Origin of the sequence: Eubacterium sp. 14-2, assembly GCF_000403845.2 — a bacterium.
In the GTDB taxonomy this organism is placed as follows: Bacteria; Bacillota; Clostridia; order Lachnospirales; family Lachnospiraceae; genus Petralouisia.
In genome coordinates this window covers 566,911-593,395 of record NZ_KE159567.1, presented here as the reverse complement: position 1 = coordinate 593,395, position 26,485 = coordinate 566,911, and the positions used below count along the sequence as shown (strand labels likewise).

32 protein-coding genes, 8 tRNA genes, 1 rRNA gene and 1 other annotated feature (1 of these 42 cut by a window edge) are annotated in these 26,485 nt (G+C 46.2%); of the genes, 6 read left to right on the top strand and 35 right to left on the bottom strand.

Translation table 11 applies throughout. The features are described from left to right. Nucleotides 1-18 precede the first annotated feature (18 nt). Both C805_RS09945 and C805_RS09940 read right to left on the bottom strand, forming a co-directional pair. A complete protein-coding gene (locus C805_RS09945; protein ID WP_016213695.1) occupies nt 19-246 on the bottom strand; it encodes a holin in 228 nt (75 codons plus the stop codon). Between the two features lie 2 nt (nt 247-248). Next, nucleotides 249-590 (bottom strand): hypothetical protein, encoded by a 342-nt coding sequence (locus C805_RS09940; protein WP_016213694.1) that lies wholly within the window; start codon nt 588-590, stop codon nt 249-251. An 81-nt stretch (nt 591-671) separates the two neighbouring features. On the opposite strand from C805_RS09940, the gene C805_RS09935 reads away from it, so the two are divergent. Continuing rightward, nucleotides 672-992, top strand: a complete 321-nt coding sequence (locus tag C805_RS09935) for a hypothetical protein (protein ID WP_016213693.1) — start codon at nt 672-674, stop codon at nt 990-992. A 7-nt stretch (nt 993-999) separates the two neighbouring features. Here C805_RS09935 and C805_RS26275 read toward each other — a convergent pair whose 3' ends face one another. From C805_RS26275 to C805_RS26960, 3 genes are all read right to left on the bottom strand, one after another. Beyond that, a complete protein-coding gene (locus C805_RS26275; protein ID WP_155957609.1) occupies nt 1,000-1,272 on the bottom strand; it encodes a hypothetical protein in 273 nt (90 codons plus the stop codon). Between the two features lie 307 nt (nt 1,273-1,579). Next, entirely contained in the window at nt 1,580-2,578 is a 999-nt protein-coding gene (gene xerA, locus C805_RS09925; RefSeq protein ID WP_016213691.1) for a site-specific tyrosine recombinase/integron integrase, read from the bottom strand. Between the two features lie 173 nt (nt 2,579-2,751). Then, nucleotides 2,752-2,847: a putative holin-like toxin gene (locus C805_RS26960; RefSeq protein WP_242832658.1), complete on the bottom strand. Its 96-nt coding sequence runs from the start codon at nt 2,845-2,847 to the stop codon at nt 2,752-2,754. Between the two features lie 205 nt (nt 2,848-3,052). Here C805_RS26960 and C805_RS0104485 point away from each other — a divergent pair, with 205 nt between their 5' ends. Next, nucleotides 3,053-3,355 carry a hypothetical protein gene (locus C805_RS0104485; RefSeq protein WP_155957608.1) on the top strand — a complete coding sequence of 101 codons (303 nt, stop codon included), beginning with the start codon at nt 3,053-3,055 and terminating at the stop codon, nt 3,353-3,355. Between the two features lie 30 nt (nt 3,356-3,385). Here C805_RS0104485 and C805_RS09920 read toward each other — a convergent pair whose 3' ends face one another. From C805_RS09920 to C805_RS09845, 16 genes are all read right to left on the bottom strand, one after another. Then, the gene (locus tag C805_RS09920; protein WP_016213690.1) at nt 3,386-4,306 is read right to left on the bottom strand and encodes a hypothetical protein; all 921 of its coding nucleotides are present in this window, start codon (nt 4,304-4,306) and stop codon (nt 3,386-3,388) included. Then, nucleotides 4,296-4,853 (bottom strand): putative phage tail protein, encoded by a 558-nt coding sequence (locus tag C805_RS09915; protein ID WP_016213689.1) that lies wholly within the window; start codon nt 4,851-4,853, stop codon nt 4,296-4,298. Before C805_RS09915 ends, C805_RS09920 begins: the two co-directional genes overlap by 11 nt. Continuing rightward, on the bottom strand, nt 4,850-5,911 hold the full coding sequence (locus C805_RS09910) for a baseplate J/gp47 family protein (protein ID WP_016213688.1): 1,062 nt from the start codon (nt 5,909-5,911) through the stop codon (nt 4,850-4,852). The genes C805_RS09915 and C805_RS09910 overlap by 4 nt, the downstream gene beginning before the upstream one ends. Then, nucleotides 5,911-6,312, bottom strand: coding sequence for a DUF2634 domain-containing protein (locus C805_RS09905; RefSeq protein WP_016213687.1), 402 nt, complete (start codon nt 6,310-6,312; stop codon nt 5,911-5,913). Before C805_RS09905 ends, C805_RS09910 begins: the two co-directional genes overlap by 1 nt. Next, nucleotides 6,309-6,761: a DUF2577 domain-containing protein gene (locus C805_RS09900; RefSeq protein WP_016213686.1), complete on the bottom strand. Its 453-nt coding sequence runs from the start codon at nt 6,759-6,761 to the stop codon at nt 6,309-6,311. Before C805_RS09900 ends, C805_RS09905 begins: the two co-directional genes overlap by 4 nt. Next, nucleotides 6,754-7,752 carry an XkdQ/YqbQ family protein gene (locus tag C805_RS09895; protein WP_016213685.1) on the bottom strand — a complete coding sequence of 333 codons (999 nt, stop codon included), beginning with the start codon at nt 7,750-7,752 and terminating at the stop codon, nt 6,754-6,756. Before C805_RS09895 ends, C805_RS09900 begins: the two co-directional genes overlap by 8 nt. A gap of 12 nt (nt 7,753-7,764) precedes the next feature. Further along, nucleotides 7,765-8,466 (bottom strand): LysM peptidoglycan-binding domain-containing protein, encoded by a 702-nt coding sequence (locus tag C805_RS09890; protein WP_016213684.1) that lies wholly within the window; start codon nt 8,464-8,466, stop codon nt 7,765-7,767. Beyond that, complete coding sequence (locus tag C805_RS09885; protein WP_016213683.1) at nt 8,466-11,075, bottom strand: tape measure protein; 2,610 nt, start codon at nt 11,073-11,075, stop codon at nt 8,466-8,468. The genes C805_RS09890 and C805_RS09885 overlap by 1 nt, the downstream gene beginning before the upstream one ends. Before the next feature lie 196 nt (nt 11,076-11,271). Next, the gene (locus C805_RS09880) at nt 11,272-11,703 is read right to left on the bottom strand and encodes a phage tail assembly chaperone (protein ID WP_016213682.1); all 432 of its coding nucleotides are present in this window, start codon (nt 11,701-11,703) and stop codon (nt 11,272-11,274) included. Nucleotides 11,704-11,830: 127 nt separating this feature from the next. Then, a complete protein-coding gene (locus C805_RS09875) occupies nt 11,831-12,514 on the bottom strand; it encodes a DUF4352 domain-containing protein (protein ID WP_016213681.1) in 684 nt (227 codons plus the stop codon). 77 nt (nt 12,515-12,591) lie between these two features. Continuing rightward, nucleotides 12,592-13,062, bottom strand: coding sequence for a phage tail tube protein (locus C805_RS09870; RefSeq protein WP_016213680.1), 471 nt, complete (start codon nt 13,060-13,062; stop codon nt 12,592-12,594). Between the two features lie 17 nt (nt 13,063-13,079). Further along, nucleotides 13,080-14,390: a phage tail sheath family protein gene (locus tag C805_RS09865; RefSeq protein WP_016213679.1), complete on the bottom strand. Its 1,311-nt coding sequence runs from the start codon at nt 14,388-14,390 to the stop codon at nt 13,080-13,082. Between the two features lies 1 nt (nt 14,391). Further along, nucleotides 14,392-14,631 (bottom strand): hypothetical protein, encoded by a 240-nt coding sequence (locus tag C805_RS09860; protein WP_016213678.1) that lies wholly within the window; start codon nt 14,629-14,631, stop codon nt 14,392-14,394. 45 nt (nt 14,632-14,676) lie between these two features. Then, nucleotides 14,677-15,123 carry a phage tail terminator family protein gene (locus tag C805_RS09855; protein ID WP_016213677.1) on the bottom strand — a complete coding sequence of 149 codons (447 nt, stop codon included), beginning with the start codon at nt 15,121-15,123 and terminating at the stop codon, nt 14,677-14,679. A 415-nt stretch (nt 15,124-15,538) separates the two neighbouring features. Beyond that, nucleotides 15,539-15,811: a hypothetical protein gene (locus C805_RS09850; RefSeq protein ID WP_016213675.1), complete on the bottom strand. Its 273-nt coding sequence runs from the start codon at nt 15,809-15,811 to the stop codon at nt 15,539-15,541. Between the two features lie 83 nt (nt 15,812-15,894). After that, nucleotides 15,895-16,077, bottom strand: a complete 183-nt coding sequence (locus tag C805_RS09845) for a hypothetical protein (RefSeq protein ID WP_016213674.1) — start codon at nt 16,075-16,077, stop codon at nt 15,895-15,897. Nucleotides 16,078-16,329: 252 nt separating this feature from the next. Here C805_RS09845 and C805_RS25070 point away from each other — a divergent pair, with 252 nt between their 5' ends. From C805_RS25070 to C805_RS09825, 4 genes are all read left to right on the top strand, one after another. Next, nucleotides 16,330-16,830: a helix-turn-helix domain-containing protein gene (locus tag C805_RS25070; RefSeq protein ID WP_016213673.1), complete on the top strand. Its 501-nt coding sequence runs from the start codon at nt 16,330-16,332 to the stop codon at nt 16,828-16,830. A gap of 61 nt (nt 16,831-16,891) precedes the next feature. After that, a complete protein-coding gene (locus C805_RS09835; RefSeq protein WP_016213672.1) occupies nt 16,892-17,347 on the top strand; it encodes an ImmA/IrrE family metallo-endopeptidase in 456 nt (151 codons plus the stop codon). A 225-nt stretch (nt 17,348-17,572) separates the two neighbouring features. Next, nucleotides 17,573-19,174: a recombinase family protein gene (locus C805_RS09830; RefSeq protein WP_016213671.1), complete on the top strand. Its 1,602-nt coding sequence runs from the start codon at nt 17,573-17,575 to the stop codon at nt 19,172-19,174. 36 nt (nt 19,175-19,210) lie between these two features. Continuing rightward, nucleotides 19,211-19,615, top strand: coding sequence for a glycosyl hydrolase family 18 protein (locus tag C805_RS09825; RefSeq protein WP_016213670.1), 405 nt, complete (start codon nt 19,211-19,213; stop codon nt 19,613-19,615). A gap of 148 nt (nt 19,616-19,763) precedes the next feature. Here the strand turns inward: C805_RS09825 and C805_RS09820 are convergent, their stop codons facing one another. The 14 genes from C805_RS09820 to C805_RS09755 form a co-directional block, all read right to left on the bottom strand. After that, entirely contained in the window at nt 19,764-20,069 is a 306-nt protein-coding gene (locus C805_RS09820; RefSeq protein ID WP_016213669.1) for a Dabb family protein, read from the bottom strand. A 49-nt stretch (nt 20,070-20,118) separates the two neighbouring features. Further along, a tRNA-Gly gene (locus tag C805_RS09815) sits at nt 20,119-20,189 on the bottom strand. A gap of 40 nt (nt 20,190-20,229) precedes the next feature. Further along, nucleotides 20,230-20,313, bottom strand: a tRNA-Leu gene (locus C805_RS09810). 5 nt (nt 20,314-20,318) lie between these two features. Continuing rightward, nucleotides 20,319-20,391: transfer RNA gene (locus C805_RS09805), tRNA-Val, on the bottom strand. An 84-nt stretch (nt 20,392-20,475) separates the two neighbouring features. After that, a tRNA-Asp gene (locus C805_RS09800) sits at nt 20,476-20,549 on the bottom strand. 21 nt (nt 20,550-20,570) lie between these two features. Next, nucleotides 20,571-20,644, bottom strand: a tRNA-Ile gene (locus C805_RS09795). A 20-nt stretch (nt 20,645-20,664) separates the two neighbouring features. After that, nucleotides 20,665-20,737, bottom strand: a tRNA-Thr gene (locus C805_RS09790). A 75-nt stretch (nt 20,738-20,812) separates the two neighbouring features. Then, a tRNA-Glu gene (locus tag C805_RS09785) sits at nt 20,813-20,884 on the bottom strand. An 83-nt stretch (nt 20,885-20,967) separates the two neighbouring features. Beyond that, nucleotides 20,968-21,807, bottom strand: coding sequence for a 4Fe-4S binding protein (locus C805_RS09780; protein ID WP_016213668.1), 840 nt, complete (start codon nt 21,805-21,807; stop codon nt 20,968-20,970). Further along, nucleotides 21,800-21,994, bottom strand: a complete 195-nt coding sequence (locus C805_RS27490; protein ID WP_016213667.1) for a CD1871A family CXXC motif-containing protein — start codon at nt 21,992-21,994, stop codon at nt 21,800-21,802. The genes C805_RS09780 and C805_RS27490 overlap by 8 nt, the downstream gene beginning before the upstream one ends. Beyond that, nucleotides 21,991-22,626 carry a TlpA family protein disulfide reductase gene (locus C805_RS09770; RefSeq protein WP_016213666.1) on the bottom strand — a complete coding sequence of 212 codons (636 nt, stop codon included), beginning with the start codon at nt 22,624-22,626 and terminating at the stop codon, nt 21,991-21,993. Before C805_RS09770 ends, C805_RS27490 begins: the two co-directional genes overlap by 4 nt. Before the next feature lie 74 nt (nt 22,627-22,700). Continuing rightward, complete coding sequence (locus C805_RS09765; RefSeq protein ID WP_016213665.1) at nt 22,701-23,216, bottom strand: GNAT family N-acetyltransferase; 516 nt, start codon at nt 23,214-23,216, stop codon at nt 22,701-22,703. A 65-nt stretch (nt 23,217-23,281) separates the two neighbouring features. Next, nucleotides 23,282-23,353: transfer RNA gene (locus C805_RS09760), tRNA-Asn, on the bottom strand. Nucleotides 23,354-23,436: 83 nt separating this feature from the next. Further along, a 23S ribosomal RNA gene (locus C805_RS09755) occupies nt 23,437-26,323 on the bottom strand. 50 nt (nt 26,324-26,373) lie between these two features. Next, nucleotides 26,374-26,485: a sequence feature (23S ribosomal RNA rRNA prediction is too short), on the bottom strand; it runs 1,196 nt beyond the window's last position.

The window sequence follows — 26,485 nt, the reverse complement described above, 5'->3', positions numbered from 1 at the left end:
TGCCTCCCTTTCTTAAAATCAATGCTGTTTTTCGTTTCTCTCATTTTCTTCCGGTACCTCCGGCAGTCCTGCCAGAGACGTAAGCAGGGATACCACCCCGGCCAGTGCTGCGGTTCCCAGAACCACCTGCCAGTCCACCGCTCCTATGGCGGCCGCCGCGGGAATCAGGGCCACTGCGCTCTGTGCCATGGTCTTTACTGCCCGGACTGCGGCGGCTTTCATCCATTTCTCTGTTTTTTTGCTCATAGTCATTCCTCTCTTTCTTTTGGTTCTTCCGGCATATCCAGAAGTTTTTTATACAGTTTGGTCGCCACATCATTGCCGCCGAGATTATGGTAGGATTCATATACCTTCTTCACGGATTCTTTGGCATAAATCGGGCAGCATTCCCTGTCCTGGTATTTGTTGTAATTCTGGACAATGCTCTCCCGGAGCAGGCTCTTCACCCCTTCTGCGGTGGCTGTGCTTTTCTGCTGTTCATCTTTCAGACGTTTCTTCACATCCCGGTAAAGACAACCAAGAATGAATGTTACAATGCCAAACAGCCATTCCAGCCAGTTCTGCTGGATGAAATTCCATATCACATACATTGATTCACCCCCTTTTTTTATTTTTTTGCATAAGAAAAACACTTAAAGTCGGCCTTTAAGTGCTTTTGTTCAGGCAAAAATATGGTGGGGTTGTGGGTTGGTTTGCTAAACACGGATTTACAAAACACCATAGTGCGAAAAATATTTTTTGAATACCCTCCTACTTTAAACCTTGATGATATTGTAAAAGATATTTTTTTAAAGATTCCGCTTGGAAATGAAACATATATTGTAAACGTAACCGCCGGCGGCAGCATAAAAATGATTGTTCAGTCTTACGGTATCTGGGAATTTGCTTCTGCTATTGTATTTTCTTACGCTTTTCCTGGAATCATTTTTTACAGAAAAGTCAGTGGTATCATTTTTAAAAATGTTGCAGACTGGACAGAAACGATGGTTTGAACTAATTTTATGCCGGATTATTTGCAGGAAGTTCTAACAAAGCAAGCACTTTCACACCATTTATTGTCTCCTGAGTCAGAACGGATGGTATAGTTTTCCAGCTTTGAATGTTACCTTCAGGAGAAAGGGCATCTTCTATTGAAATCAGCCACATATTAGCATTATCAGTATTTTGATAAATCTCCAGGTAAGATACATTATTTGTTTCGTCCCATGTTTCTCTGATTTTTGTCCAGGCATGCATAAGGGAAGCAGATGATATACTTATAAACTTTCTCAAAGTGTATACACCAAAAAATTGTATTTTCTGATACTCCGGAGGCATGTTATTATAATATCGCTTTGCGCTTATCAGGCATGAATTGTCGTGATATACACCTTCTGTCTTTGCTATTCGATACCAGCCATGCTGTTCACAAAAAGAATAAGAACAGGAGATGTATCCCGGCACAATATCCGTGTTTAGCAGATTCCCGCTTTTTCTCTCCGATTTTTTCCGTTTTCTCCCCTTCCGATATTTCCGGGTACAACAAAAACTCCGGCCTGTATCCCGGAGTCTTCCTGCTCTCATATGATGTATTTATCCCTTATATTGCATACTTGTTGTATGCTGTCTTTACATTCTTCTGAGATATATAACAGTATACCTGTGTGGTTTTCAGGTCTGCATGTCCAAGTATCGCCGCCACATCCTGTATATTCATTCCGCGGTCCAGAAGGTTGGTTGCCAGCGTCCTGCGGTATCGATGCGGATGTACATTGGACACCCCCGCTTTCCCTCCGATTCGTTTCAGAAGCACTTCTATCCCGTTTTTCCCCAGCCTCTCCGTCCCCTTTCCCGAAAACAGGGCTTCTCCTTTATCTGTTCTCGCGAAAAGATAATCTTTCAGGTGCATGGCCGCTACTTCGGAAAGGTAAACAGTGCGCTCTTTATTCCCTTTCCCCAGCACAGTACATTCCATCCGCTCAAAGTCTATATCATCTATGTTAAGCCTGGCCACCTCTGATACTCTGCAGCCCGTACAGTACAGGAAATCCAGTAATGCCAGGTCCCGGATATTCCCGCAGGCCATTCTTAACTTTTCCATTTCCGCCGCCGAATAGGGCTTCTTTACCTTTTTTCGATACTTAATCTGTTTAATAGCCGCGCATGGATTCCGGCCAATCAGCCCTTCTGCCGACAGCCAGCCAAAAAAGCTGGAGTAGCACCTGCGCATACCGTCCAGTGTCCGGTTACTCACTTTTACACCGGTCTTTTCCCTGCGATATGACAGATAAAACCGAATATCGTAAGCTGTCACCTCATACAGGGGCTTTCCAAGAAACTGTATCAGCTTCCGGTTCTCATCCGCGTATCTGTGTAGGGTAGATTCCGCAATCCCTTCAATGCGCTTTGTGGCAAGAAATTTTTTCAGCATATTTTCAGCACTGTTATCCACCGTTGCTATTTCTGTACACCGTTCCTGAACCTCATAATTATTCAGTTCAATTACAAGAATATCCTGAACCGTATCTGTTACGCCTGTATCCACACGCCCTTCCAGAGCTTCCATGACTTTATGAATTATCTGCTCTCTTATGTCCATAACTGTAACCACCTCCGGCACAATCATATCATAACGGAACAAAATCCTTGCAATAAATTCGCCTGTATGCTATAGTAAAGACATCAAAAGGAGCAACCGCCCACAAAGTGGTTAGCCTCCCGGATGGGCAATAAGCCTACCTGTACCGGCTAAGTAACAAGGTAGGCTTATTTTTATTTGCGCCTGTTATTCCTATCTATGTAGGCAAGCAGTGAAACGAGAAAAGTACCGCCTAAAATAAGCAGGCTCAATACTTCATATGTACTCATATCCACCACCTCCCTCTTTCCGTATTTCCCATGAAGGGATTCGTGCCGAACGACACAATGGCGAATGCCATTTCAGAAAGGCGGGAGGCTGGTCCACCCTGTAACGCGATTACTCCTGTATCGAATATACCATATCCTGATATTGTTTGCAAACACAACTTCCCGGTTCTCAGCTTCCATTTTTCACAGTTCACTAAACACGGATTTGATAGTTGCAAAAAACTGGAAATATTCAACAATATCTTTTAAGGCCTGCACAGGCGTGACTATTGAAGGAGGAATTGAAGGATTTCTTGATGCCAAAGTTATTCCAAAAATAGAAATCAATCCGACTTCTGTTAATACTTTCGAGAGTATCATGGGAAGCACAGGTGGCCCTTCCATCTGTGCCCTGACATTTATATATGGAGCAGCATACGGAGCCGGAATTGCTTTTTCATATGCAGGAGATACACGACTGGCACAGTTTTATTTTAATTCTGGTAATTATGGAATCAGATTCTTTTAAATTTTGTGTAAACTGATATGAAACACTATTTCAGGGCGATTCCATTATAATTACGTGGACTCCGCCAAATGCATCAATAAATTTCAATTTGTGGTCATTATCAAGATAAAGGAATCCACCTGTGATACCATCATTGTGAAATCCATAGCCTGCCCGGCTTGTAGAATCCGCTTTGTTTTGTGACTCTGCCACAAACTGGGCATGTACAAAAGAATCTTTGTTCACACCTACAATTTTGGAAACCAGATTTGTAGAATCGTAACGGTTTTCCCCGGACAGATTTGCTTTTTCTGACAAATCCGTGTTTAACTTACTGACCGCCCCCGTCAGCGTCCCGTCTGCCAGCCCGGAAATATCATTCGTCCCGCACAGTTTCCAGAGATACCGCAGATTTCTGGCAAACAGGGAAACCTTCTGCCACAGACTGCCCTGTTTCTCTCCGCCTTCCACAGGCGCAACCTCTGCCCATTCCGCAGGGCTCTCATTATCCCCACTGTCAAAAGTAACGGTTGCATCTTTCAAATCTCCATCTTTCTGAAGCAATTCCTTCCATTCATGCCACTGTCCGTCCACATACATACGTTCCAGAATTCTGATATTTGCTGTTTCATGTAATACAGCTCTCTGAACTCTGGCGGAATCCCTTTCATTTTCTGCTGCCACACAGGTTTCCAGCGAAAAGCAATATGCCGCATCAGATAATACCGGTAAAGTTCCTGACACCAGTTCTGACCGGCACCAGCTTACACTGGAAGTCCGGGGCAGTCCGCCTTCTCCCAGCACGTCAATGTTCCCTGTAAAAGCGCCGATATCCAGCTTGTTCTGCTTCATCTCCTCTGTTTTTTTCAAATCACCGTCAATCATATCCATTGCCTGATTGAACTGGTTAATATCATAAAAATCATCTTCTTCCGGTTTCGGATAACCGTAATTTACTGTTTCATTTGCCATAAATCAACACCTCATTCCTTATCTGCTTTCCGGTAAATGCCGAAAGCTGTCTGTGAGTAAACTGTTTCAATGTTTTATGCTGGTTATAAAGTAAAGACAGATCCAACACCATATTTGCCGGAACTGTCTCTTTCAGCATTTCTTCCACCATTTTATAATTCTTTTTACTTTTCAGGGCAACACGGATTTTTATCCGGTATTCCTGATTCTGGATTTCCAGAGAATAACCATCCGCACCGCAGAGAGTATCCAGCCTGTTCCGCAATACCTGTTCCGTATATGGAATGGCATTATTCCATCGAGACAGGACACGAAATCTGCGGTTTTCCAGAGAATCGTCATCCAGCGCCGCAATCCCCAGCATAGTCTCAAATTTTTCTATTCCCTGTTCATCTGCTGAGAGAATAAACTGATTATTCTTCAAAATTTCTGTCATATCCTCCAGTGCCTGTACTTCCCGCTGCTGTGCACTCAGCAGCTTTCTCAGTTCCAGGTAGCCGCACATAAATTCCGGAAGAAAGGAAATCAGGTCTGCTTCTCTAATCATGATACCACACCTCCGCATACCGGAAGCTGCCCTTCTTCCAGAATAATATTTTCAGTTTTTCCATTTAACGCAACTGAGGTTATATCTATAATTCCGTCAATTGCAAGGAGCCTTGCCTCTGTCTGGGCAATTCTGACCACCAGTGAATCCTGCTCCGCCCAGAGTTCCCGCAGCTGTCCCAGATAATTTTCCACCGCCTGCACCATCCGGGAATGCAGTGCCTCAAATCCATATCCGGTATCATAAACTGCCTGTACGGAAACCTCTATGGAAAATTCCTGAGGCGTATCCACTGTTACCACATGGCCAATGGGTGCAATCCCTTCTCCCTTACCGTCCTGCTGCGGGTCCAGCTCCTGTTGTACACGCTTCAGCAGCGTTTCATCTGCTTTCCCATAACCTGCGTCCAGAATAGTCAGTTTTACAGTACCTCCGCCGTTCCATACCGGTGTTACCTTTACCGCTCCCACACCGGGAATAGCCAGCGTTTTATCCGTATAGTCCTTTTTATTTCCGCCAAACGCCTGAGAATGAAAGGAATCAAAATACCTTTTACGGAAAAGTTCCGTATCTTCTTCATCTTCCCCAGGGATCAGAAGCTCTGTCAGTTCCACGGTTTCGAGACCTGGAATATACTCCACCGGAATCAGCTTTCCAAAGGTACTGTTGCCCACAGTTCCTTCTGTCTCACACTGAAAATGGCAGATGCCTTCCTCCGGCTGTTCCAGTACCTCATAATACAGCTCCTCACAGCTGAAACGTGTCCCTGGCTCCAGCTTCAGAGTATTCGGAGTGAAAACTCCTTTCAGCACAGCCTTCGCTGCGGCTTTCGGCACGATTCCACGCTCTTTTGCCCTTCGGAGCAAAAATTCTCTGGAGGCTGTGTCTGCAAAAGTTTCCTTTAAAATCACGTCCAGTTCCAGATACATCAGCTGAAGTTCAATCGCAACCGGAGCCAGCGCATCATATATCACAGAACCTTCCCGTTTATCCATGTCATCCGGAACATGATCCAGCATTCTCTCCAGTATGTCTTCATAAATAATATCTTCATACATTAAATATCCACCTCTCTTTCTGCCTTAAGGTTTCCGAAAACAGTATGTACCGTAAACAAAGCCTTCACTGTACTTCCATTTACCTCAAACTCAAATCCGTCCACTTCTTCAATCCGGTCATCCTGCTGCAATGCCTCCGTTATTCTGTATTCCAGTTCCGGGCAGACATAGCTTACCGGTTCTCCAAATAAGTCCAGAAGCTCAATCCCGTAATCCCAGGAGTAAATCAGATACTGATACCGTTCCGTGCTCAGAATCTTAAATACCACCTGCTTCATGGCCTCCAGTCCATCTGTTTTTCCCTGTACCCTCTGCTTTTTTATATCCATTCTGTAATTTTTACTGGGTTCCTGTTCTATTTCAAAATCCTCTTCCAAAAAACCTGTCTCTGCCGGTATCATATCCCAATCCTTTCCAATACAAAATATTTCTGACCGCCCTGCTGCCTGAGCAGCAGCACTTTCTCTCCTGCTGCAAGCCCATTTTTAATGATAATTTCCTGTTCCCCGGAAATACGATGGTTATGGGCAGCTCCGGCCTCGCCGGTTGTTCCCCGGAATTCGTGGTCATGCCCCATCGCACCAGGCAAAGTTTTTCCTTCCACAGAATGGACATGGGAGCCAGAAGCTGTATCCGTATCCATGTCCACTGCAATTTTTATACGGTAATCCATCACATTTCCGGTGAGAATCAGCTGGGCCTCTCCAAGCGTCATTTTCTGCTCCACATTAATTTTCAGAGGCGAAACAGATTCCACAGTTCCAAAACACAGGTTTACCGGTTTTGAGGCCTCCACCGCTTCAAGGGCTGCCTTTTTCATAATTTTTACCAGTTCTACCGCATCAGACAATAAATTCACCTCCCCGGAGCGTCAAATCCATCCAGTGTTCTCTCCCTTTATATACATGTTTGCATTTTTCCACAAGCATGAAATTACTCACTTTTTTACTTCCCAGATTCAGTTTTACCGCCACCAGACTTCCTGCTCTCACTCGGTTGTCTCCCACAGCACCGGTAATTTTCAGATTTCGGGTTTTCTGGTTATACAGCTTCAGCAGGGCATCCGCCTTTGCTTTCCCATTCTCGCCTTTCTGCAATGTATCAAAATACTGCAGAATTCCCCAGCGGTTCATATTAGAACCGTCCTGCGCAATGTAGATTTCACGTTTCCCGGTTTCCTCATTGTCGTACGCCAGCTTGATGCGGTTGTAAGTATTTTGGTCAATGCTGCATGTATAATCAAAATTTTCTCCGGTTTCTTCATCAATCAGAAGATATTTTCCTTTTTTCTCCACATACATGTCTGAAATATTTTTCAGTGTCAGTTTCCCGAAATCATCATACAGGACATACATCTCCTTTTTGTTTTCCAGCGTCAGATCCAGGGCATTCTCTATCATTTCAAACAGGGAGGTATTGTCCTCCACTCTGGAAGGTATCACATACCCGCTGTTCTTCAGGGTACCCACGGACAGCCGGTAATCCTCCGCAATCATTTTTATAAGCTGGTCAGCCGTTTTATTTTCGTAGACTCTGGTGTCCTTGTTGTTCAGATACCGGAGCTGGTCATAAGCGGTAACTGTGAGCTCCCGTACTTTTCCTTCTTTTCTGGCACTCTGCTGTTTGAATACGAAACCAAAAAAAATCTTCTTTCCATTTACGGTAAACCTTACCGGGCTTCCCTCCGAAAATTTCAGCTTCTTATCCTCTAACACTTTAAATGTGAGTTTGCCAGGCGTACCTCTGCGCTCCGTAGACCATTCAATTCCTTCTTCTACTGCCGGCCGGTACAGTTTCGTTCCTTTTTCATTTCCTATCAGAAGTTCCGCATTTACTTTCATCTGCATTTCCTCCTACACCGGCGGAATGACCAGTACCTGACCAGGGTAAATGAGATCAGGATTTCCCCCGATTACGGAACGATTGGCCTCATAAATCACCGTATAGAGAGAACCATTCCCATAAAAACGCCTTGCCAGAGCCCACAGACAGTCTCCCTTTACCACAGTATAAGTCTGCGGTGCGGAAGGCGCCGGAGAATTTTCCGTTTCCCGCGGAATTCTGTCCTCTGTTGCCTTCCGTTTCTTTTTATCTTTTGCAGGTTTATAAATTTTAACTGTCTTTGTTCCGAACTGCCGATACTGCTTCAGTTTGATTTTTACCTTCAGGTCATTTCCTTCTTTGGCATTCTCGGTTATTTTGTACTCCTCCAGGGATACCTTCATATTAACGCCAGACAGCGGTTTCCCATTGGGTAAGTTCCGGTAAACCTTAAATCGAACTATTTTCCGGCTGTTTTTCAGTTCTTCAAAATATTCTGTAAAATAATCTGCCTTTCTGAATTTCGATTTATAGACTGCAAAGGGGTAACGTACCTGAGGCAGAAGACATTCAAATTCAATGTCTGTCAGCTCCGGTTTTTTCAGAAGATTCACCTGTTCCCCGTTCATTAAAGTTACTGTTTTATTTGCATTATTGAATGTCATCTGAAGCTGCTCCGGCGGAACCGGAAGCAGACGTTTCCCCAGATAGAATTCATATCCGCTTTTTGCCATCAGCTATGCACTCCTTCCGCTATGCTTATTACTGCTTCATTCACTGCTTCGGTAAGCCCTGAAACAAAACCCTCCAGGTCATTGGTTCCGGTTACCGTATTTTTCATGCCGGACTGGTCAATATTAATCTGGGCTGTGGTAAACCGGTTCACCGTCTCCTGCTCTGCTATATCCCGCAGATATTTCAGGTCCTCCTGAGTGATGTTCATGGACTCTGCCATGTCTCCGGTATTCGCGGAAATGGCATCGAGGTTTCCCGTTGTTCCGCTGCTGTTGAGACCGTCAGCCACACTATCTCCAGGACATCCGCCCAGGCCGCCGCCGGGGCCGCCACCAGGGCCGCTTTCATATGGTGGAATTTCCGTTGGAAAATTATCCAGTCCCGGCAGTCCACCCCCGGAATTCAGTAAATCTGAAATCGTACCCTCTGTTCCCTGTCCAAAACCATATCCTTTATCCCAGGCATCTCCATACTTCAGACGGTCAAGATAATAGTCCTCCGGATTCATTTCTTTCATGACTTCTTTCCCTTTGCCGAATTCTTTATCAACCCATCCTTCCAGGGAACCGCGCCATCCGGAAACCGTACCGGCCAGATCTGAGCCAAACACCGTATCTATGGCCGATGCCAGTGTCTCCAGAATCTGCAGAACAAAGTCAGCCATATCAAAAAACAGCCTTGCAATGGAATTTACCGGATCACTGAACACATTTCCAAAAAAGTTTGCGAACATTGCGATAAAATTCCAGAACAGGCAAAACACACCGATTACAAAATTAATCATGCCGATAATCAGATTTCCAATAAATGCACCAGCAACTGCAAATGCTCCGCAGATAATACCTGTAGCTGATATGGAAGTTCCCGCAAAATGATTTATAGCCGCAACTACTGCATAAATAATCATAATCAGCACAATAATCATCAGGACAATCCATGTAAGTGGACATGCTGCCAGAGCTGCATTCAATCCATGCTGAGCAGCTGTTTCTATCTCTGTTGCAGTGGCTGCTATTCCCTGAGCCGCTGCTTTTATTCTCTCTGATATGGCAATCACACCATTGATGACTGCAACAATCCCGGCAACAAGCAGATAAACTGACAAAGCTGCCACAACGCCATAAATAATCGGAGAAATCATCGACCAGTTATCCCCGATAAATCCTCCTGCCGCCGCCATCAGATCCATAATCCAGAGCACCACTCCGGAAACCATATAGAATCCGCTGATAATTCCATTTATAAATTCCTGAAATTCCGCACTGTTTGCAAGCTCATTGATACGCTCCAGAACCGGCTGGAAAGCCATCTGGGCATGATTCTGAAAAGAAGTCTGCATCTGAGCAAACGTCATGGGCATACTTGCAAATTTTGTATTGGTCTCATCTGTAGCCGCAAACATGGCCGATTTCACAATATCGGCCGTAATCCTTCCCTCCGCTGCCAGGTTTCTTAACTGTTCTGCAGGAAGTCCCATGTAACTGGCAATGGCCTGTATCATGCCGGGAGCCTGACTCAGAATAGTATCAAATCCTCCTTCTCCCAGAGTCCCTGAGCTCATGGCCTGGGTAATCTGGGACAGAACCGCATCACTCCCGCTTTCTCCTGTTCCCGAAACTGCAAGCTGCCTGTTCACCTGCTCCATAAAGGCCACGATTTCCTCATTTCCGGAAAAGGCGCCGCCGGCCGTAATGCCCAGATCCGAAACTGCTGCCATAGTTCCCTGATAAGAACCGCCGGACCGTTCTGCTGCCTGAAAAATCATGTTCTGTAAGTCCTCTGTGCTCTGCTGTCCGTCATTCATCATATCCAGGCGGGCGGCAACAGCCATCATCTGATCTGACAAATCCATAACTGCTGAAAGATTGTCCAGGGTTGCATACTGAGATACGGTTTCTTTTACGGCTTTAAGCATTCCATTTGCACTGGCTTTCCCCTGCTCCGTCTCCCGATTGAGTTCCCCCTGTCCATCTGCGGTGTCTCTCACATAACGCTCTGTATTTCCTATGATGCGGGACAGGCCCAGATATGCCGCACCTGCAGCAGAAACATCTGCATTGTCCACGGCTTCATTTAACCTGTTCTGCTGCTGCAGCGCCAGACTCAGCTGACTGCGCAGACGTTCCAGTTCCATATTTGCAGTATCTGTGCCGAAATTCAGGGGATTGTCCTCTATCTGCTGCACACGTTCCCGCATAATGGATATTCTGGCCGCCAGACTGTTCAGATCCTGAAAAGCCTCCGGCGGAAATGTAAAATCGCGGAATGCCTGCCTTGCAATGGCATCCTGGGTATCGCCCAGCTGTTCCAGCATCTGATTTAATTCTGCTGTTTCCATTTGATACCGTTCTTCCCCGGAACCGGTAAACACCCGCTGATTATCTGCCTGCCAGGTTCCCGGCGGTGTATCCGAAGGCCGGGCAGATGTGGTTCCCGCCCCTCTTTCCAGCCCCTGTATGGCAGCCGCCGCCTGGTTAATTGTAACGGTTGCACTGTTAAGTGCATGCTGCATATTATAAATGGATGCTGTGGACAGATTCACAGCATCCATAATGTCATACAGCATAGTTGTAAAATAATTCTGAAATTCAATTCCTGCCTGAAGCAACTATTTCACCTTCCTTTTCTCCTGGCCTGAGATTTGGCCTTTTTCCTCTCTTTTTTATCATTTTCTGTCTTTATATTGATTGCTGCTATGACAAATGCTTTTTCCTGCCCCTCCATCGCAAGCCACCGGGAGGGTGTGATATGCAGCTTATGGAGGGCATAATACACATAGTTTGCTTCCCAGTCCCCTCCCTCAATCAGTTTTTTGCCTCATTCACCTTTTCTTCCAGGGCCTTGTCAAATCCCTGGAATTTCTGAATCCAGCTTCCAAGTCTCTGGTATTCCCCAGGATCATCCACAAGGGCATACACAAGATCTTCCGGCGTTTTCACACCATAGGAATCCTGCAGGCCCGCATCATACAAATCCGGAAATACTGTGGAAGTGGCTATAAGCCTTACCAGGTACTGAGAAGAATTTACTCTGGGACGAAACAGGTTCGGTTTTCCTGTTACCTGTACCTCTATGGTGCAGGAATCTCTCAGATCTTCGTTTTCTTTGGAGGAAACGTGCCTGAATTCCCATTCCAGCGGCTTTCCCGTCTCATCGGTTAAGCTGGAAGTAGGCGCATAAGTTCCATTTTCTCTGTTAAATTTGTTTTCTTTCATAAATCTGCTGAATTTTGACATAAATTTATCCTCTCTTTCTGAATATATCTTTAAATGAAATCCGGAAGAATTTTCCATAGAAGAAGAGAGCCTGAAAACAGGCTCTCTTCTTACTGCTGTTATGCAATTTTCTGTCCACGTGACCAGATTATCTGAGTTTAAATTTCACGGAATCATTACCGGAATTGAACTGTATCAGCAGTTCTTCCTCTGAAGAAGCCACAGTTTCCGGAACATCAAATGCTATTTCCCCTGTCTGGGAAGATAACGGATTTACTTTGGAATCATGAAGATCGTTGCTGTATCCCAGTAAATTTACAGAAGCAAATTCATATCCGTCCCCAAACAGAACTTTTACAGACACATCATCTCCCATTCCAATCATGGGAAGGAAACTTCCTGCCTGCTTTCCGTTATTGGTAATTGTCGCAAATACCTGTACATATCTGTTTCCTTCTTCATCCGGACTGAAAGAACCATAATCTGCTGCAATGGATTCCACAATCTGAACATCTGTTACAGAAATATCCCAGTCTTTTAAGGTAGCAGTTTCTCCGATATTATAAATCTTTTCCTCTTCCTCAGGCTCCTCCGGTGTTTCCTGTTCTCCGGCATCCCCTGCCTGCTCCGGATCTTCTGACTTATCTTTGTCATCAGACGCCGCATCTTCCTTTGTCTCCTCACTGTCTTCTGCATCTGAAGCGGAATCTTCACTCTGCTCTGTTTTGACGGTATCCTCCGTTTTATCTGACTTGTCATTTCCTCCGCCGCAGGCAGTTACTGACAGGCACATTGCCATGCCCAGTAATAATGCAGCAATTTTCTTTTTCATAGTTTTACTTCCTCCTTTGTATTGATAGTTGAATTTTATCATATACAGGAGAATTTGTCACGTGTATAATTTTCCCTTTAATATCCGTTCAGCTCACTGAACTGTTCCGGCATATCCCAGCTTTCAAACGTTCCGGAAATTTCTTCATCCATGATTTCCTCTCCGGCTTCAAATTTGGCCAGTATGAAACTGTCACACAGACAGTCATGATGGGTAATGGTCTGACGTCCGGCGCTGCTTCCGGGATCCTCATTACTTACCTGAATCTCAAAATAAGGCATTCTTCCGGTTTTCTGGTATTCATCTGCCATCTTTCGGAATATGGACTGGTTATAATGGGCAGTTCCGCTCCAGGTTCCCTTTCCGCCGGCTGCTTTATGACCCATTCCCACTTTTCCAAGAATTGCCACATCCGTGATATTTACTTCCCATTTGCTCTCAAAATTTGTCATGCTCATAAAATTATAACGCCGGGCGCCAATGGTAATATAACACTCCGCAAGGCCCCCATATATGGCGTCATTTGCGCTCATAACTGCATTTCCCATACTTCAACACTCCTTTCCTACATAATGGTGCAGACCATGTATAATTTGTCCATGGCATTTACAACGGTCACCGCGTCGGACACTACCACGCTTTTTTTATCCGCACCCTGCTGCACAGTCACATCCGCATCTGAAAAATTCTCAATTGCCCGTATCTGTTCCAGCTGTCTGTGATGGGACACAATATCGGACCAAAGAGATACCCGTCCGGCATTGTCGTTTGGAACAGCTCCCAGATATTTTGTATTGAACAGCACAGCCATATCGTTTCCAATCTGGTCGATTACCCGGACAGTCTGATTTTCCTTAAATACATTACCCTGAGTATCAGAAACAGTAACCATGGTGTTAATATCCTTTAACACCCGAACATCTGCTCCCACTTTGTGGAATACAAATTCACCTGTTCCAATGGCTTTTTTCAGATCGTTCTGTGTAAAATCAGCCTTCACCGTAAACTCTCCGTCATAAATTCTGTTCTGACAGCTCCTGTTCACTTCACATCCTGCCAGCGCCCCTGTTGTCCAGTAAACAAGGCTTCCCCCACTCCATTCTCCATCTGTGGTTTCATTTTTCACACTGATGACACCGCAGTAATCTGCTTTTGCATAATCGTGAAGAACAAGCTGAAATTTCACACCCATTTCATCCCGCATACGCTTCGCAAAAGAAACAAACAGGGCTTTTGTGACTTCATCCTCCAGGACTGCTCCCATGGTGTTGTAGGTATAACCTTCAATTTTATCCAGATAGTTCTGGTAGGAACCACCTTCCACCGTACCATTGGTACCTCCTTTGAGAGGCACTGCCGCAGCCGGCGCCAGTGCTGCCTCCGGCTTCCATTTCACATACGCATTGGAAACAAGTTCTCCTGCCCCGGAAACAGTCTGTTCATCCACCACTTCGATTCCCAGTATGGTCTTCACATCAAAAAGAGATTCATCATCTGCATTTACCTGAATCGTAATTTTCAGGTCATTTCCGCGCTCTCCGCTGCAGACTGCTTCTCCATAATCATTGGATGCCTTTGTTCCGTTTCCGTTCAGCCTGTACCCATACAGAATTCTGGTATTCAAAAACAGATCCCGCAGCCCTTTCATTTTATCATGTCCGTAGTCATAACCGAAAATCTCCATACTGTTCTCCCGGAAATCCTCGCTGCTCACTTCAAATACTTCACCGGAAATCCCCCAGTCCAGTTCCAGCGGCATAGTTGCAATTCCCCGCTCAGATAAAGCTGCATTTGCAGATGCTGCCGAAACAAAATTGATATAAGTTCCCGGAAGTTCTCTGTTCTGAGTTATAAATGTACCTCCGCCTAAAGCCATTTTATTTCACCTTTCCTTTCATATAATCTTCTGTTTTCTGTTCTGCCTGTTTCATGGTATACTGCTGTTCCGGAGACAGAAGGGCGTTCAGCAGGTCCTTTCTGTCCTGAAACCGTTCTGACCGGAGCAGCTGCTCCTTTGTGAAAAGGGTTTCCGCCTTTTCAGGCTTCTCAGATTCTGTTTCTTCTGATTTCATTTTCCCGTTGTCCGATCTTTTCAGTAAACGGTTCTTCCCTGTCATGGTACTTCACCTTTCCTTTCGCTGAAATTTCTCCTGAATGATACTTCACACCTGATTTTTCCCCTGTTCTTTTGCTGAAATTTCTCCTGAAATCTCCTCCATTGCAGGAATTCCCTCACCATTCCTGCAGACAAACAGGTTATAATTTACCATGAAATTCAGGATTCCTTCCGTAATCTCGTATTTCATTCCGGTTCCCCTTATGGTTCTGCCCTCCACAGTCAGGTATTCCAGACATGAAAAGAGACGCTCTGCCACTGCACTGCATTCTTCCCTCTCCCGTCCTTCCCGTTTGGGAGCATACCGGATACCAAAGAGATTTTCCCGGAAATACTGTTTCCCCGGAAAGGGCCTGGAACCGGAACTCAGACAGGATATCAGAAAACTGCGTTCCTTTAATTCCTGTTCTGTCATTTCCCTGTATATTTCATAATTACTGCCAAATTCAGCATTCAGGGAACTGCTGAGTGACTCAATGACGGTATTAATCATTACTGCACACCTCTTACTTCATCTTTCTGCTTTCCATGTTTCATATCTTTTTCCGTTCACCTCCCTCCACTGCCCGGCGCGCCCGGTAACATACCGCTAAGGAACGGTACTGCCATGTGTATCTTCCATGGCTTAGTATCATATTAGCACCCCAAACATGGACAATCAGGACAGAGCGGACAAACTTTTATTTTTTATGGAGCAGGAGAAAACAGGACGGGTGCCGGTAACTGGCCGGACATTTCCGTCCCAGCTTCCGACACCCGACTTCTCAGGCAAAAAACCTTTCAAATTCTTTCCTTATTCCTTCTCCTGTGGCCCTTCTTCCAATTTTTACCGCTGCCTCTTCCCATGACATTCCTTCAAAAATCTTATATTTTATAATACGCTGCATCCGCATGGGAATGGTATTCATCTAGGATTCCGTCTCTGTTTTTATCTCCTCAGCCCGCTCCTTCCGTTCCTCTAAAATCTGTTCCTGTCTGCGGACCTTTCGTTCCGTTCCGCTTCCGGAAACGGTTCCTGATATATGAAAATTCCGGGGCTGGTAGGGAAAACTCCCATTGCTTCCCCTCACAACATCTTCTACCGTTTCCGTTTTCCTGGCTCTTAATTTTCTGATTTCCTGCTCCGTTTCTTTTATCATTGCACAGGCATCCATGTATTCCGATAATATTCCCTTATCCAATGTAATCCCTCCTGTTTCTTTCTGATTTCCCGCTCCGCTTTTCCACTTTCCATACTCTGTCTGTCCGCTTCATTCAGATGATTTCATCTATGGCTGTTTTCATCATATAAAACTTTATCCTTCATGGCTGTTTTCACCATATAAGGCTTTATCCTTTCAGCCAGATCCTTTATGATTTCCTCTGCTTCCGCTTCGGAAACACATTGGTCGTCACAGATTATTACAGAAGCAGACCCAAGCCTGAACTGTTTTGCTGCATGTTCCATAAATTCCTCCTGCTCCTTTGTACATTTTATGTACTGCTGGTTGTACCTGTTGTCTCTTTCCTGCCAAAACCTCTTTTCTGGAACAGTCGGTTTTCACTCCATAATCCTCCTTTTCTTTTTCTCAGTTTTTCTTTTCTTTTCCAGATATTAACATAGTTATTCTGAGAAGTCAATAAATTTCTCAGTTTTTTTGTTCTTTGTATTGATTCTCTCAGTTTTATGTAGTAATATTTTATCGTACAGGAGGTGACAATGGTGAGTTTTGGAACAAGATTAAAGGAAAAAAGAGAATCCCTCAGAATTACCCAGCCTCAGCTTGCTGAAATGCTGGGAGTCAGCAAAGGGGCCATTGGAAACTGGGAAACAGATGTAAATTCCCCCCGTGCTGCCCTTTTATATGATTTGTTTCACATCCTGCACTGTGATGCCAATTATCTGTTTCAGGACGGAACAGAAGAACAGTATAAAGACAGGGCGACTCCGGAAGAATTTGAAAACATCATAAAAAAATACCGTGTGCTTGACGACCATGGCCGGGAAATGGTAGATTTCACTCTGGCGAAGGAATGGGAGCGTTCCATCGAACAGACGTCTTCCGCTGTTTATACTTATAACAGTTCTCACCGTCCCTCCAAAGTGACGGAAGATACTTCTCCGTATCTTTTAAACGCCGCTCACGAACGCACGGATGTGGAAATAACGGAAGAAATGATCCGGCATGATGAAGACATTATGGATGATGAAAATTTCTGATTATGATTCCCGGCAGTAAAATGCCGGAAGCATACATGGGGAAACTGACAGGGGTGATATTATGGATTACACAGAATTGCTTATAGAGGCAGACAGCAACCATCTGATTACAAAGGAGAAGCCTCTGAAATCCTGCGATGGGAGAATCAAGGGAAACAGAATTGCTATTAAGGACACTCTGACCACAACAGAAAAGAAATGCGTACTGGCAGAAGAACTGGGCCATTATTATACCAGTGTTGGAAATATTCTGAACCAGAACAATGTTCAGAACCGCAAACAGGAACAGAAGGCACGCCTCTGGTCCTACAACCGTCTGATTGGATTAAACGGAATTATAAATTCCTACCGGCACGGATGCCACAGCCTGGCTGAAATGGCTGAATACCTGGAGGTAACTCAGGAATTTCTGGCAGAATCCATCCAAAAATACCGCTCCAAATATGGGGTATTTACCACACTGGACAATTATATTATCTATTTTGAACCAAATCTCGCTGTAATTGAAATGTTATAACACACCATATGAAGGTTTTGTCTGAATTCTTTATTTCCTGATAATTATAAAGGCGTATTATCTGCCTGTATCATATAATAAGAAAATAAACCGTACCCCGCAGCTCTGTTGCGGGGTATTACTGACAGCACCCTTCCTGCACAAGCAGTACCGCCCGCACCGTCATGAAATGACAGTGCATTTTTTTATGCTCCTTTTTCATAGACTGATAAGGGAGGTGAAACCATGAACAGACCTTTAAATCCACAGGGCACTTATTACGCATACCTCCGAAAAAGCCGCGCAGATCGTGACGCCGAAGCCCATGGGGAAGGAGAAACTCTGCTGCGTCATGAAAAACTGCTGAAAACTTTTGCAGAAAATCTGGGCATTACCATTTCAAAATTTTACAGGGAAATTGTTTCCGGAGAAACCATTCAGGACCGGCCCGTTGTCAGGAAACTGCTGCAGGACATCAGTGACGGAAGCTGCGACGGTGTTCTGGTGGCGGAAGTGGAACGTCTGGCAAGGGGGGATACCGGCGACCAGGGAACCATAGCCAGATATTTTCAGATTTCTGACACGCTGATTCTGACTCCGCTGAAAATATATGACCCCACCGACGAATACGACGAAGAATACTTTGAATTCGGACTTTTCATGAGCCGAAGGGAATATAAAACCATAAACCGCCGCATTCAGCGAGGACGTATGGCCTCCCTTCAGGAAGGCAAATGGATTGCCAGCACCGCTCCCTATGGTTACGAACGGGTAAAAATACCTGGAGGAAAAGGTTATACCCTGGAGATTGTGCCAGAGCAGGCAGAAGTCGTCCGTCTGATTTTCCACCTTTGTCTTTTCGGAGAAAAACAGCCGGATGGTTCCTGGAAACCTCTGGGACGCCTGCGCATCTGCAGAAAACTGGATGAAATGGGCATAAAACCAAAGGCTGCGGAAAAATGGTCTGTCAGCACCATCAAAGACATACTGGAAAACCCGGTCTATATTGGAAAAATCTGCTGGGGCAGAAAAAAAGAAAAGAAAACCATTGCGGAGGGAACCACCCGGAAAATCCGTATAAAAAACCCGGACTTTCCAATGTACAGCGGACTTCATCCCCCTGTTATTTCGGAAGATATATTTTATAAAGTTCAGAAACTGATTCATGCAAAATCTGCGCCGCCTGTTGTAAACAGCAAAATCCTGAAAAACCCCCTGTCCGGCATTATTACCTGCAAAAAATGCGGCTCTGCCCTTACCAGAACTGCCAGCAACACCAGAGACAGTTATTACAGTCTCCGCTGTCCCAATCGTGACTGTGACAACATTTCCGCCCCGTTGTATCTTATAGAACAAAAACTTCTGGAAGCCCTGCAGGAATGGATGGATGGCTACATGCTGGAATGGGAAACAGATACGGACCGTGTTCAGGAATGGAACATGAAAGAACATATGCTGAAAAATTATTTAAAAGAGCTGGAACTGGCAGAAAAGCAGCAGATACGCACCTGTGAACTACTGGAACAGGGTATCTATACTCCGGAAATTTTTCAGACCCGTTTCACTGCTGTTTCAGATAAAATACAGATCGTCAGAACCGAAATTTTCCGTCTGCAGCAATCCATTGAAGCCGAACAGCAGACTGTGTCCGCCGAAAATACATGGCTTCCTGCCCATTGCCCCATTCTTGATGCTTATACCCATACAGACAATGCTCAGATCAAAAATGAAATTCTAAAAAGTATCATTCACCACGCAGAATATATCAAAACAGAGCGAAGCCGGAAATTCCACCGCGACAATGCCAGTTTTGAACTTGTTATTTATCCAAAACTTCCGGAACATTAACGGAATCCTGTATGGTGATACACATATGGCCCTCCCATGGCGGTGGCACCCCTCAACAAAGTCCGTCAGGTCGTAGAATACGCCCTGACCAAAATCCCGGCTTCCAAAATCAGCCTTGGCATTCCCAATTACGGTTATGACTGGACGCTCCCTTTCGTACAGGGTACCTCAAAAGCCGTCACCATCGGAAATATTCAGGCTGTCCAGATTGCTATTGCCCAAAATGCCCTTATCCAGTACGATGAAACTGCCCAGTCTCCTTATTTTCGCTATGTTTCAGAAGGACTCACCCATGAAGTATGGTTTGAAGATGTACGAAGCCTGTCCGCTAAATTCGATCTGGTCAGAGAGTATCAGCTCCGGGGCATGGGCTACTGGCAGATAATGCAGCTCTTTCGGGCAAACTGGCTGCTGTTATCAGACACCTTTTCTATTCAGTAGAATCCCGGAACGGTTACTGACTGCTGCTATCAGACACCTTTTCTATTCAGCAGAATCCCGGAACGGTTTCAGAGCATACCGGAACGTCAGAAAATGACAGTTCAGATATGCTCTGTTCCCCTTCTCCCGAACGTTAATCTCCGGGTATTTAATATTCATAGTCGATACATGCTCTGCTTTCCCGCATCTGACTGATAAATGCTCCAAACTTTACATGTTCCGGATGTTTCTGATACGCGTCCAGCCCTGCCATATCCTGAAAATCACAGATCAGCGCCAGCTCATAATTGGTTCCGTCTGCCGCCGGAGCATTGCATACAACCTCCATTTTTTCTACAGAAGGCACCAGATCTTTCAGCTGCTCTGCCCTTGCCTTTGCTTCTTCAGCATTTTCCCTGGCAGTTTTGCCATTAAATTCTTCCTTCAGCTTAAACATTACAATGTGTTTTACCATATTATCTCCTCCATATATGATTCACGGGTTAAAAAGTTACATTAAAAAAAGCAGATAACGGGAGTCGAACCCGCCTTTCCAGCTTGGGAAGCTAGCGTTCTACCGATGAACCATATCTGCAATAAAATCTCTTTATTATATTTTTAATTTCCTCATCCAATGCCGGCGACCGGAATCGAACCGGTACGATGTTGCCACCACAGGATTTTAAGTCCTGCGCGTCTGCCAGTTCCGCCACGCCGGCACAAATGGGACCTACAGGGCTCGAACCTGTGACCCTCTGCTTGTAAGGCAGATGCTCTCCCAGCTGAGCTAAGATCCCATTTAATCTCTTACCGAATATCCATCCGGCAAGCACACTTTATTGAATATATATTCAACGCGATACAGTATAAAACTGTATCAGCGACCCAGAAGGGACTCGAACCCTCGACCTCCGCCGTGACAGGGCGGCGCTCTAACCAACTGAGCCACTGGGCCATAATCGCATAGCTAATATAGTGGACCTTCGGGGACTCGAACCCAGGACCGACCGGTTATGAGCCGGTTGCTCTAACCAACTGAGCTAAAGGTCCAAGTTGACTGAATCAACACAAGCCGATGATCGGACTCGAACCGATAACCTGCTGATTACAAATCAGCTGCTCTGCCAATTGAGCCACATCGGCATGTTATGCCTATTGAGCAGCAATGTTCAATAAGATCTGTCTGTCAGATACTGACATAAATTATTAACTATGGAATGACTCCTACGGGAATCGAACCCGTGTTACCGCCGTGAAAGGGCGATGTCTTAACCGCTTGACCAAGGAGCCAACTGTCTTTTCTGCCGCTATCTCAGCGACGGATTAATATTATCACAGTTTGTCACAAAATGCAAGCACTTTTTTCATAATATTTAATGTATTGCATTTACCGGGCAGGACTTCTTACATACCCCGCACCGTATACATTCCGGATGATTTGGATGCTCTGCCGGATTAACCTGCATTTTACATACTCTGGCACAGACACCGCAGCCTGTACAGGTTTCTTTTTCTACCCGATACCGGAATACGGCTATGGAATTAAATACAGAATATACCGCTCCCAGGGGACATATGTATTTACAGAAAGGCCTGTAAATCATCACCGACAATATAACCGTCACAAGGAGCAGAACATTTTTCCATGCATACAGCCATCCAAGGGCGCCTCGCATGGATTGATTCAGCAGAACCAGTGGCAGCCCGCCCTCCAGAGTGCCTGCCGGGCAGATTAATTTGCAGAAGTAAGGGGCTCCCTGTCCCAGTACGTCTACCAGAACCATGGGCAGAAGTATGACAAATACAATAAAAATAACATATTTCATTTTCCGAAGCAGCTTATCTCCCCGAAATGTGTCGATTTTTTTCAGGAAAGGGATTTTATGCAGCATCTCCTGAATCAGCCCAAAGGGACACAGCCAGCCGCAGACAAATCTTCCTGTCAATGCTCCCACAAACATCAGAAAGCCTGCCACATAAAAGGCAAATTTAAAATTCCGGTTACCGATTACTGCCTGCATTGCTCCAATGGGACAGGCGCCCACCGCTCCCGGACAGGAGTAACAGTTCAGTCCGGGAACGCAGAGATTTTTCAGCTTTCCCTTATATATTTTTCCCTGAACAAAACCTGCCAGATAACTGTTGGTGAGCAGCGCCCAAAATGCCTGTACTCCATGACGTTTCCATTCACCTGTGTTTTTTCTCTTATCCAATTCCAATACACTCCATACAGATATTAATTGCCTTTTCCAGAACCACCGACATTTCCCCCCGGTAAACTCCTAACCCCATCATAAAAAGCCCTGCTGCGGCCATACAGATTCCTTTTCGTGAAACATGGTGCCAGTTCATCCTGTCGTCTGAAACAGTTTCTTTCCTGCCAGACAGCATGGCCCTCATTTCACAGCCCCTTTCAGCTCTGTCTCCACAATTGTTTTCCAGTCTTCCAGAGAACGGCTGCCAGAATAAGTCTCTCCTGTAATATTTCCTTCCTTATCTACAAAAAACGTCTCAGGAACCGCATTAATTCCCAAAAGCCTGCCATTGAGATAACCTTCATCCGGAATCAGAAACGGATAGGCTGCACCTGTTTTCTCAGCCAGAAGTTTTGCTGTTTCCACAACTTCCTCATCTGCTTTTCCAAAAGCGTCTACCGCATCCAGGACAATTCCCACCACATTTACTCCCTGTTCTTCCATCTCATTGTGAAGTTTCTCAAGATCCGGAATTTCACTGACACATGGCGAACACCAGGTTGTAAATACATTTACCATAGTCAGATCATAATCTGCAAACATTTCCTGTGTGTATGTGTTGCCTTCTATATCCTTTACCGAGAACTCTCCCAGTGTTTCCTCTGTTTCAGATGCGGCTTTTTCTCCGGAATTATCCGCTTCCTTTCCATCCTCTTCTGAGGCAGACTGATTCCGGGGACTGTTTTTCTCTCCGGAACCACAACCGTTTAACAGTATCATCCAGCAAAAACTGAATAATAATAACAAAGTCATTTTTTTCACTGTACTTTTCTTCATCTGACGCTGCTCCTTCCTGGATTCTCAAATCCATTTACAATGATTTTCTTTTTCATCATTTTCATAAAACAGTTTCAAAGCAAAATCTCATATTTATAATCTTTCATGATTACATCGGTTCCTCTTTTCCTGTAAGTACTTTCACTTACCACTTTACCGCCGCATTTTACCGCAACACGATTGGAGGCAAGGTTCTCCTGGCCTGCGAAGACAGTGACTTTTTCCGCCCCCTGTGTTCTGGCATAATCAATCATTCCCTGTGCCATTTCTGTTGCATACCCCTGACACCAGTAATTTTTATGTACGCAGTAAGCAATATCATAAATCTTTTTATCTGTGCTTATCATAAAACTACAGGTTCCAACTGGCTGCATCGAATCTTTTAATACCGGAATCAGATAGCAGCATTTGTCATCATCGCCAAGCCCTTCCAGCATTTTCAGGTATTCCACATCAATCTCTTCTTTTGCCTCATCCGGCAGATACTGCCCCATTTCAGGATCATTCCAGATACGATATGCCCATAAGGCATCATCCTTTGTAAATCCCCGAAGGATAAGGCGCTGTGTTTCAATTAGTGAAATTTTCATTTCTATAACCTCCCGGTCTTTGATACACAAAATCCTGTAAACATTGCTGCTTACAGAATTCCTACCTCCCCGAGTTGGGCTCGAACCAACAACCCCGCGGTTAACAGCCGCGTGCTCTACCATTGAGCTATCGAGGATTATCTTTTCAGTTTTTCTTCCTTATACCCTGAAAAACCCATACAGTATACAGCCATCCATCTTCTTCCTTCCCGTCTTCCTGAAGGTCAAGCCCTCGACCGATTAGTAGCAGTCAGCTCCATCCATTGCTGCACTTCCACTCCTGCCCTATCTACCTCGTACTCTCCAAGGGGTCTTACTTCTTTCGAATGGGACATCTCATCTTGAGGGGGGCTTCACGCTTAGATGCCTTCAGCGTTTATCCCGTCCGGACTTGGCTACCCTGCCATGGCACTGGCGTGCCAACAGATGCACCAGTGGTCCGTCCATCCCGGTCCTCTCGTACTGGGGACAGCTCCTCTCAGATCTCCTTCGCCCGCGCCGGATAGGGACCGAACTGTCTCACGACGTTCTGAACCCAGCTCGCGTACCGCTTTAATGGGCGAACAGCCCAACCCTTGGGACCTGCTGCAGCCCCAGGATGCGATGAGCCGACATCGAGGTGCCAAACCACTCCGTCGATGTGAACTCTTGGGAGTGATAAGCCTGTTATCCCCAGGGTAGCTTTTATCCGTTGAGCGATGGCAATCCCACGTTCTGCCACCGGATCACTAAGTCCTACTTTCGTACCTGCTCCACCCGTCGGTGTCGCAGTCAGGCCCCCTTCTGCCTTTGCACTCTTCAGATGGTTTCCGTCCATCCTGAGGGAACCTTTGAGCGCCTCCGATACCCTTTCGGAGGCGACCGCCCCAGTCAAACTCCCCGCCTGGCATTGTCCCACCGCCGGCTTACGGCGGCTGGTTAGAAACCCGGTACTGCAGGGGTGGTATCCCAACAGCGGCTCCGGAAAAACTGGCGTCCTTCCTTCTCAGCCTCCCACCTATCCTGTACATGCAGCACCAGATCCCAGTACCAGACTGGAGTAAAGCTCCATGGGGTCTTTCCGTCCTGGCGCGGGTAGCCAGCATCTTCACTGGCACTTCAATTTCACCGGGTGCATTGTCGAGACAGTGCTCAAATCATTACGCCTTTCGTGCGGGTCGGAACTTACCCGACAAGGAATTTCGCTACCTTAGGACCGTTATAGTTACGGCCGCCGTTTACCGGGGCTTGGATTCAGAGCTTCGCTTGCGCTAACCCCTCCTCTTAACCTTCCGGCACCGGGCAGGCGTCAGCCCATATACTTCACCTTCCGGTTTTGCATAGACCTGTGTTTTTGCTAAACAGTTGCTTGAGCCTTTTCTCTGCGGCCTGCTTTCGCAGGCACCCCTTCTCCCGAAGTTACGGGGCCATTTTGCCGAGTTCCTTGACAATGCTTCTCCCGTCGGCCTTGGGATTCTCTCCCCATCCACCTGTGTCGGTTTACGGTACGGGTACAGGATAAACTATAGCGGCTTTTCCCGGTACGCGCTCCCCATGCTTCGCTACTTCTTTCTTCGCTCCGCGTCACAGCCCCGGCTTAACGGAGGGATTTGCCTCCCCGCCACCTCTTCTGCTTGCACCGGGCTTTCCGTTCCCGGCTCATGGTTCCCGCATACGTCCCCACAGTTCTGTTATCCCGCAGTACAGGAATATCAACCTGTTGTCCATCGGCTACGCCTTTCGGCCTCGCCTTAGGTCCCGACTTCCCCAGGGCAGATCAGCTTTACCCTGGAAACCTTGGATATTCGGCCGGAAGGATTCCCACCTTCCTCTCGCTACTCATTCCGGCATTCTCTCTTCCCGTCACTCCACAGCTCCTTCCGGTACTGCTTCTTCGCGGCGGCAATGCTCCTCTACCGATGTACTTGCATACATCCCGCGGCTTCGGCGGCGTGTTTCAGCCCCGGACATTTTCGGCGCAGGACCTCTCGACCAGTGAGCTGTTACGCACTCTTTGAATGCATGGCTGCTTCTGAGCCAACATCCTGGTTGTCTTTGAAATCCCACATCCTTTCCCACTTAACACGCACTTGGGGGCCTTAGCCGGCGGTCCGGGCTCTTTCCCTTTTGACTGTCCAACTTATCTCGTACAGTCTGACTCCCATGAATCATCTGGCCGGCATTCGGAGTTTGATATTCTTCGGTAAGCTTTGACGCCCCCTAGGAAATTCAGTGCTCTACCTCCGGCAGACTCTCATGAGGCTAGCCCTAAAGCTATTTCGAGGAGAACCAGCTATCTCCGGGTTCGATTGGAATTTCTCCCCTATCCACACCTCATCGCCACCCTTTTCAACGGATGTGCGTTCGGCCCTCCACTCCCTCTTACAGAAGCTTCAGCCTGGACATGGATAGATCACCCGGTTTCGGGTCTGCGTTGTCTGACTCCGGCCCTCTTAAGACCCGGTTTCCCTGCGGCTCCGCACTTTATGTGCTTAACCTTGCCGGACAACGCAACTCGCCGGACCGTTCTACAAAAAGTACGCGGTTCCGCTTTCGCGGTTCCACAGCTTGTAAACACAGGGTTTCAGGTTCTCTTTCACTCCCCTCCCGGGGTTCTTTTCACCTTTCCTTCACAGTACTCTGCGCTATCGGTCACTAAGTAGTATTCAGCCTTACGGGGTGGTCCCCGCGTCTTCCATCAAGGTTCCACGTGTCTCGATGTACTCTGGATCCCGCCTGGCTGCTCTCGGCTTCGGTTACGGGGCTTTCACCCTCTCTGGCTGGCTTTCCCAAAACCATTCCCCTGCCTCCTGCAGTCCTTTCTGCGGTCCGAACCCCGGCATGCTCGCATCCCGGTTTGGGCTCTTTCCCTTTCGCTCGCCGCTACTCAGGAAATCGATGTTTCTTTCTTTTCCTCCGGCTACTTAGATGTTTCAGTTCACCGGGTTCCCTTCCATGCGTTATGAATTGGCGCATGGATACATGAGGTGTCCTCATGTGGGTTTCCCCATTCAGATATCCGCGGATCACAAGATATTTGCTCCTCCCCGCGGCTTTTCGCAGCTTATCACGTCTTTCGTCGGCTCTTAGTGCCAAGGCATCCGCCCTGTGCTCTTTTCTGCTTGACCTCTTCTGTCTGTTGCATAGCGTTGCTCAGACAGCTGCATGGTTTCCCATGCCCTGTATCTTCCGATACAGTCTGATATTATATTTCTACAATATCCCGATGTTTTGATTACGGTTTGTTTGTTGATGTCTTTTCTGTTTCTGTATGGATTTTTCAAGGTACA

Bases quoted from the DNA above. Each gene is read 5' to 3' on its own strand.
- C805_RS09945 (WP_016213695.1), bottom strand. From the start codon at position 246: ATGAGCAAAAAAACAGAGAAATGGATGAAAGCCGCCGCAGTCCGGGCA.
- C805_RS09940 (WP_016213694.1), bottom strand. From the start codon at position 590: ATGTATGTGATATGGAATTTCATCCAGCAGAACTGGCTGGAATGGCTG.
- C805_RS09935 (WP_016213693.1), top strand. From the start codon at position 672: ATGGTGGGGTTGTGGGTTGGTTTGCTAAACACGGATTTACAAAACACC.
- xerA (WP_016213691.1), bottom strand. From the start codon at position 2,578: ATGGACATAAGAGAGCAGATAATTCATAAAGTCATGGAAGCTCTGGAA.
- C805_RS26960 (WP_242832658.1), bottom strand. From the start codon at position 2,847: ATGAGTACATATGAAGTATTGAGCCTGCTTATTTTAGGCGGTACTTTT.
- C805_RS09920 (WP_016213690.1), bottom strand. From the start codon at position 4,306: ATGGCAAATGAAACAGTAAATTACGGTTATCCGAAACCGGAAGAAGAT.
- C805_RS09915 (WP_016213689.1), bottom strand. From the start codon at position 4,853: ATGATTAGAGAAGCAGACCTGATTTCCTTTCTTCCGGAATTTATGTGC.
- C805_RS09910 (WP_016213688.1), bottom strand. From the start codon at position 5,911: ATGTATGAAGATATTATTTATGAAGACATACTGGAGAGAATGCTGGAT.
- C805_RS09905 (WP_016213687.1), bottom strand. From the start codon at position 6,312: ATGATACCGGCAGAGACAGGTTTTTTGGAAGAGGATTTTGAAATAGAA.
- C805_RS09895 (WP_016213685.1), bottom strand. From the start codon at position 7,752: ATGAAAGTAAATGCGGAACTTCTGATAGGAAATGAAAAAGGAACGAAA.
- C805_RS09890 (WP_016213684.1), bottom strand. From the start codon at position 8,466: ATGGCAAAAAGCGGATATGAATTCTATCTGGGGAAACGTCTGCTTCCG.
- C805_RS09880 (WP_016213682.1), bottom strand. From the start codon at position 11,703: ATGTCAAAATTCAGCAGATTTATGAAAGAAAACAAATTTAACAGAGAA.
- C805_RS09875 (WP_016213681.1), bottom strand. From the start codon at position 12,514: ATGAAAAAGAAAATTGCTGCATTATTACTGGGCATGGCAATGTGCCTG.
- C805_RS09870 (WP_016213680.1), bottom strand. From the start codon at position 13,062: ATGGGAAATGCAGTTATGAGCGCAAATGACGCCATATATGGGGGCCTT.
- C805_RS09865 (WP_016213679.1), bottom strand. From the start codon at position 14,390: ATGGCTTTAGGCGGAGGTACATTTATAACTCAGAACAGAGAACTTCCG.
- C805_RS09860 (WP_016213678.1), bottom strand. From the start codon at position 14,631: ATGACAGGGAAGAACCGTTTACTGAAAAGATCGGACAACGGGAAAATG.
- C805_RS09855 (WP_016213677.1), bottom strand. From the start codon at position 15,123: ATGATTAATACCGTCATTGAGTCACTCAGCAGTTCCCTGAATGCTGAA.
- C805_RS09845 (WP_016213674.1), bottom strand. From the start codon at position 16,077: ATGGAACATGCAGCAAAACAGTTCAGGCTTGGGTCTGCTTCTGTAATA.
- C805_RS25070 (WP_016213673.1), top strand. From the start codon at position 16,330: ATGGTGAGTTTTGGAACAAGATTAAAGGAAAAAAGAGAATCCCTCAGA.
- C805_RS09835 (WP_016213672.1), top strand. From the start codon at position 16,892: ATGGATTACACAGAATTGCTTATAGAGGCAGACAGCAACCATCTGATT.
- C805_RS09830 (WP_016213671.1), top strand. From the start codon at position 17,573: ATGAACAGACCTTTAAATCCACAGGGCACTTATTACGCATACCTCCGA.
- C805_RS09825 (WP_016213670.1), top strand. From the start codon at position 19,211: ATGGCGGTGGCACCCCTCAACAAAGTCCGTCAGGTCGTAGAATACGCC.
- C805_RS09820 (WP_016213669.1), bottom strand. From the start codon at position 20,069: ATGGTAAAACACATTGTAATGTTTAAGCTGAAGGAAGAATTTAATGGC.
- C805_RS27490 (WP_016213667.1), bottom strand. From the start codon at position 21,994: ATGAGGGCCATGCTGTCTGGCAGGAAAGAAACTGTTTCAGACGACAGG.
- C805_RS09770 (WP_016213666.1), bottom strand. From the start codon at position 22,626: ATGAAGAAAAGTACAGTGAAAAAAATGACTTTGTTATTATTATTCAGT.
- C805_RS09765 (WP_016213665.1), bottom strand. From the start codon at position 23,216: ATGAAAATTTCACTAATTGAAACACAGCGCCTTATCCTTCGGGGATTT.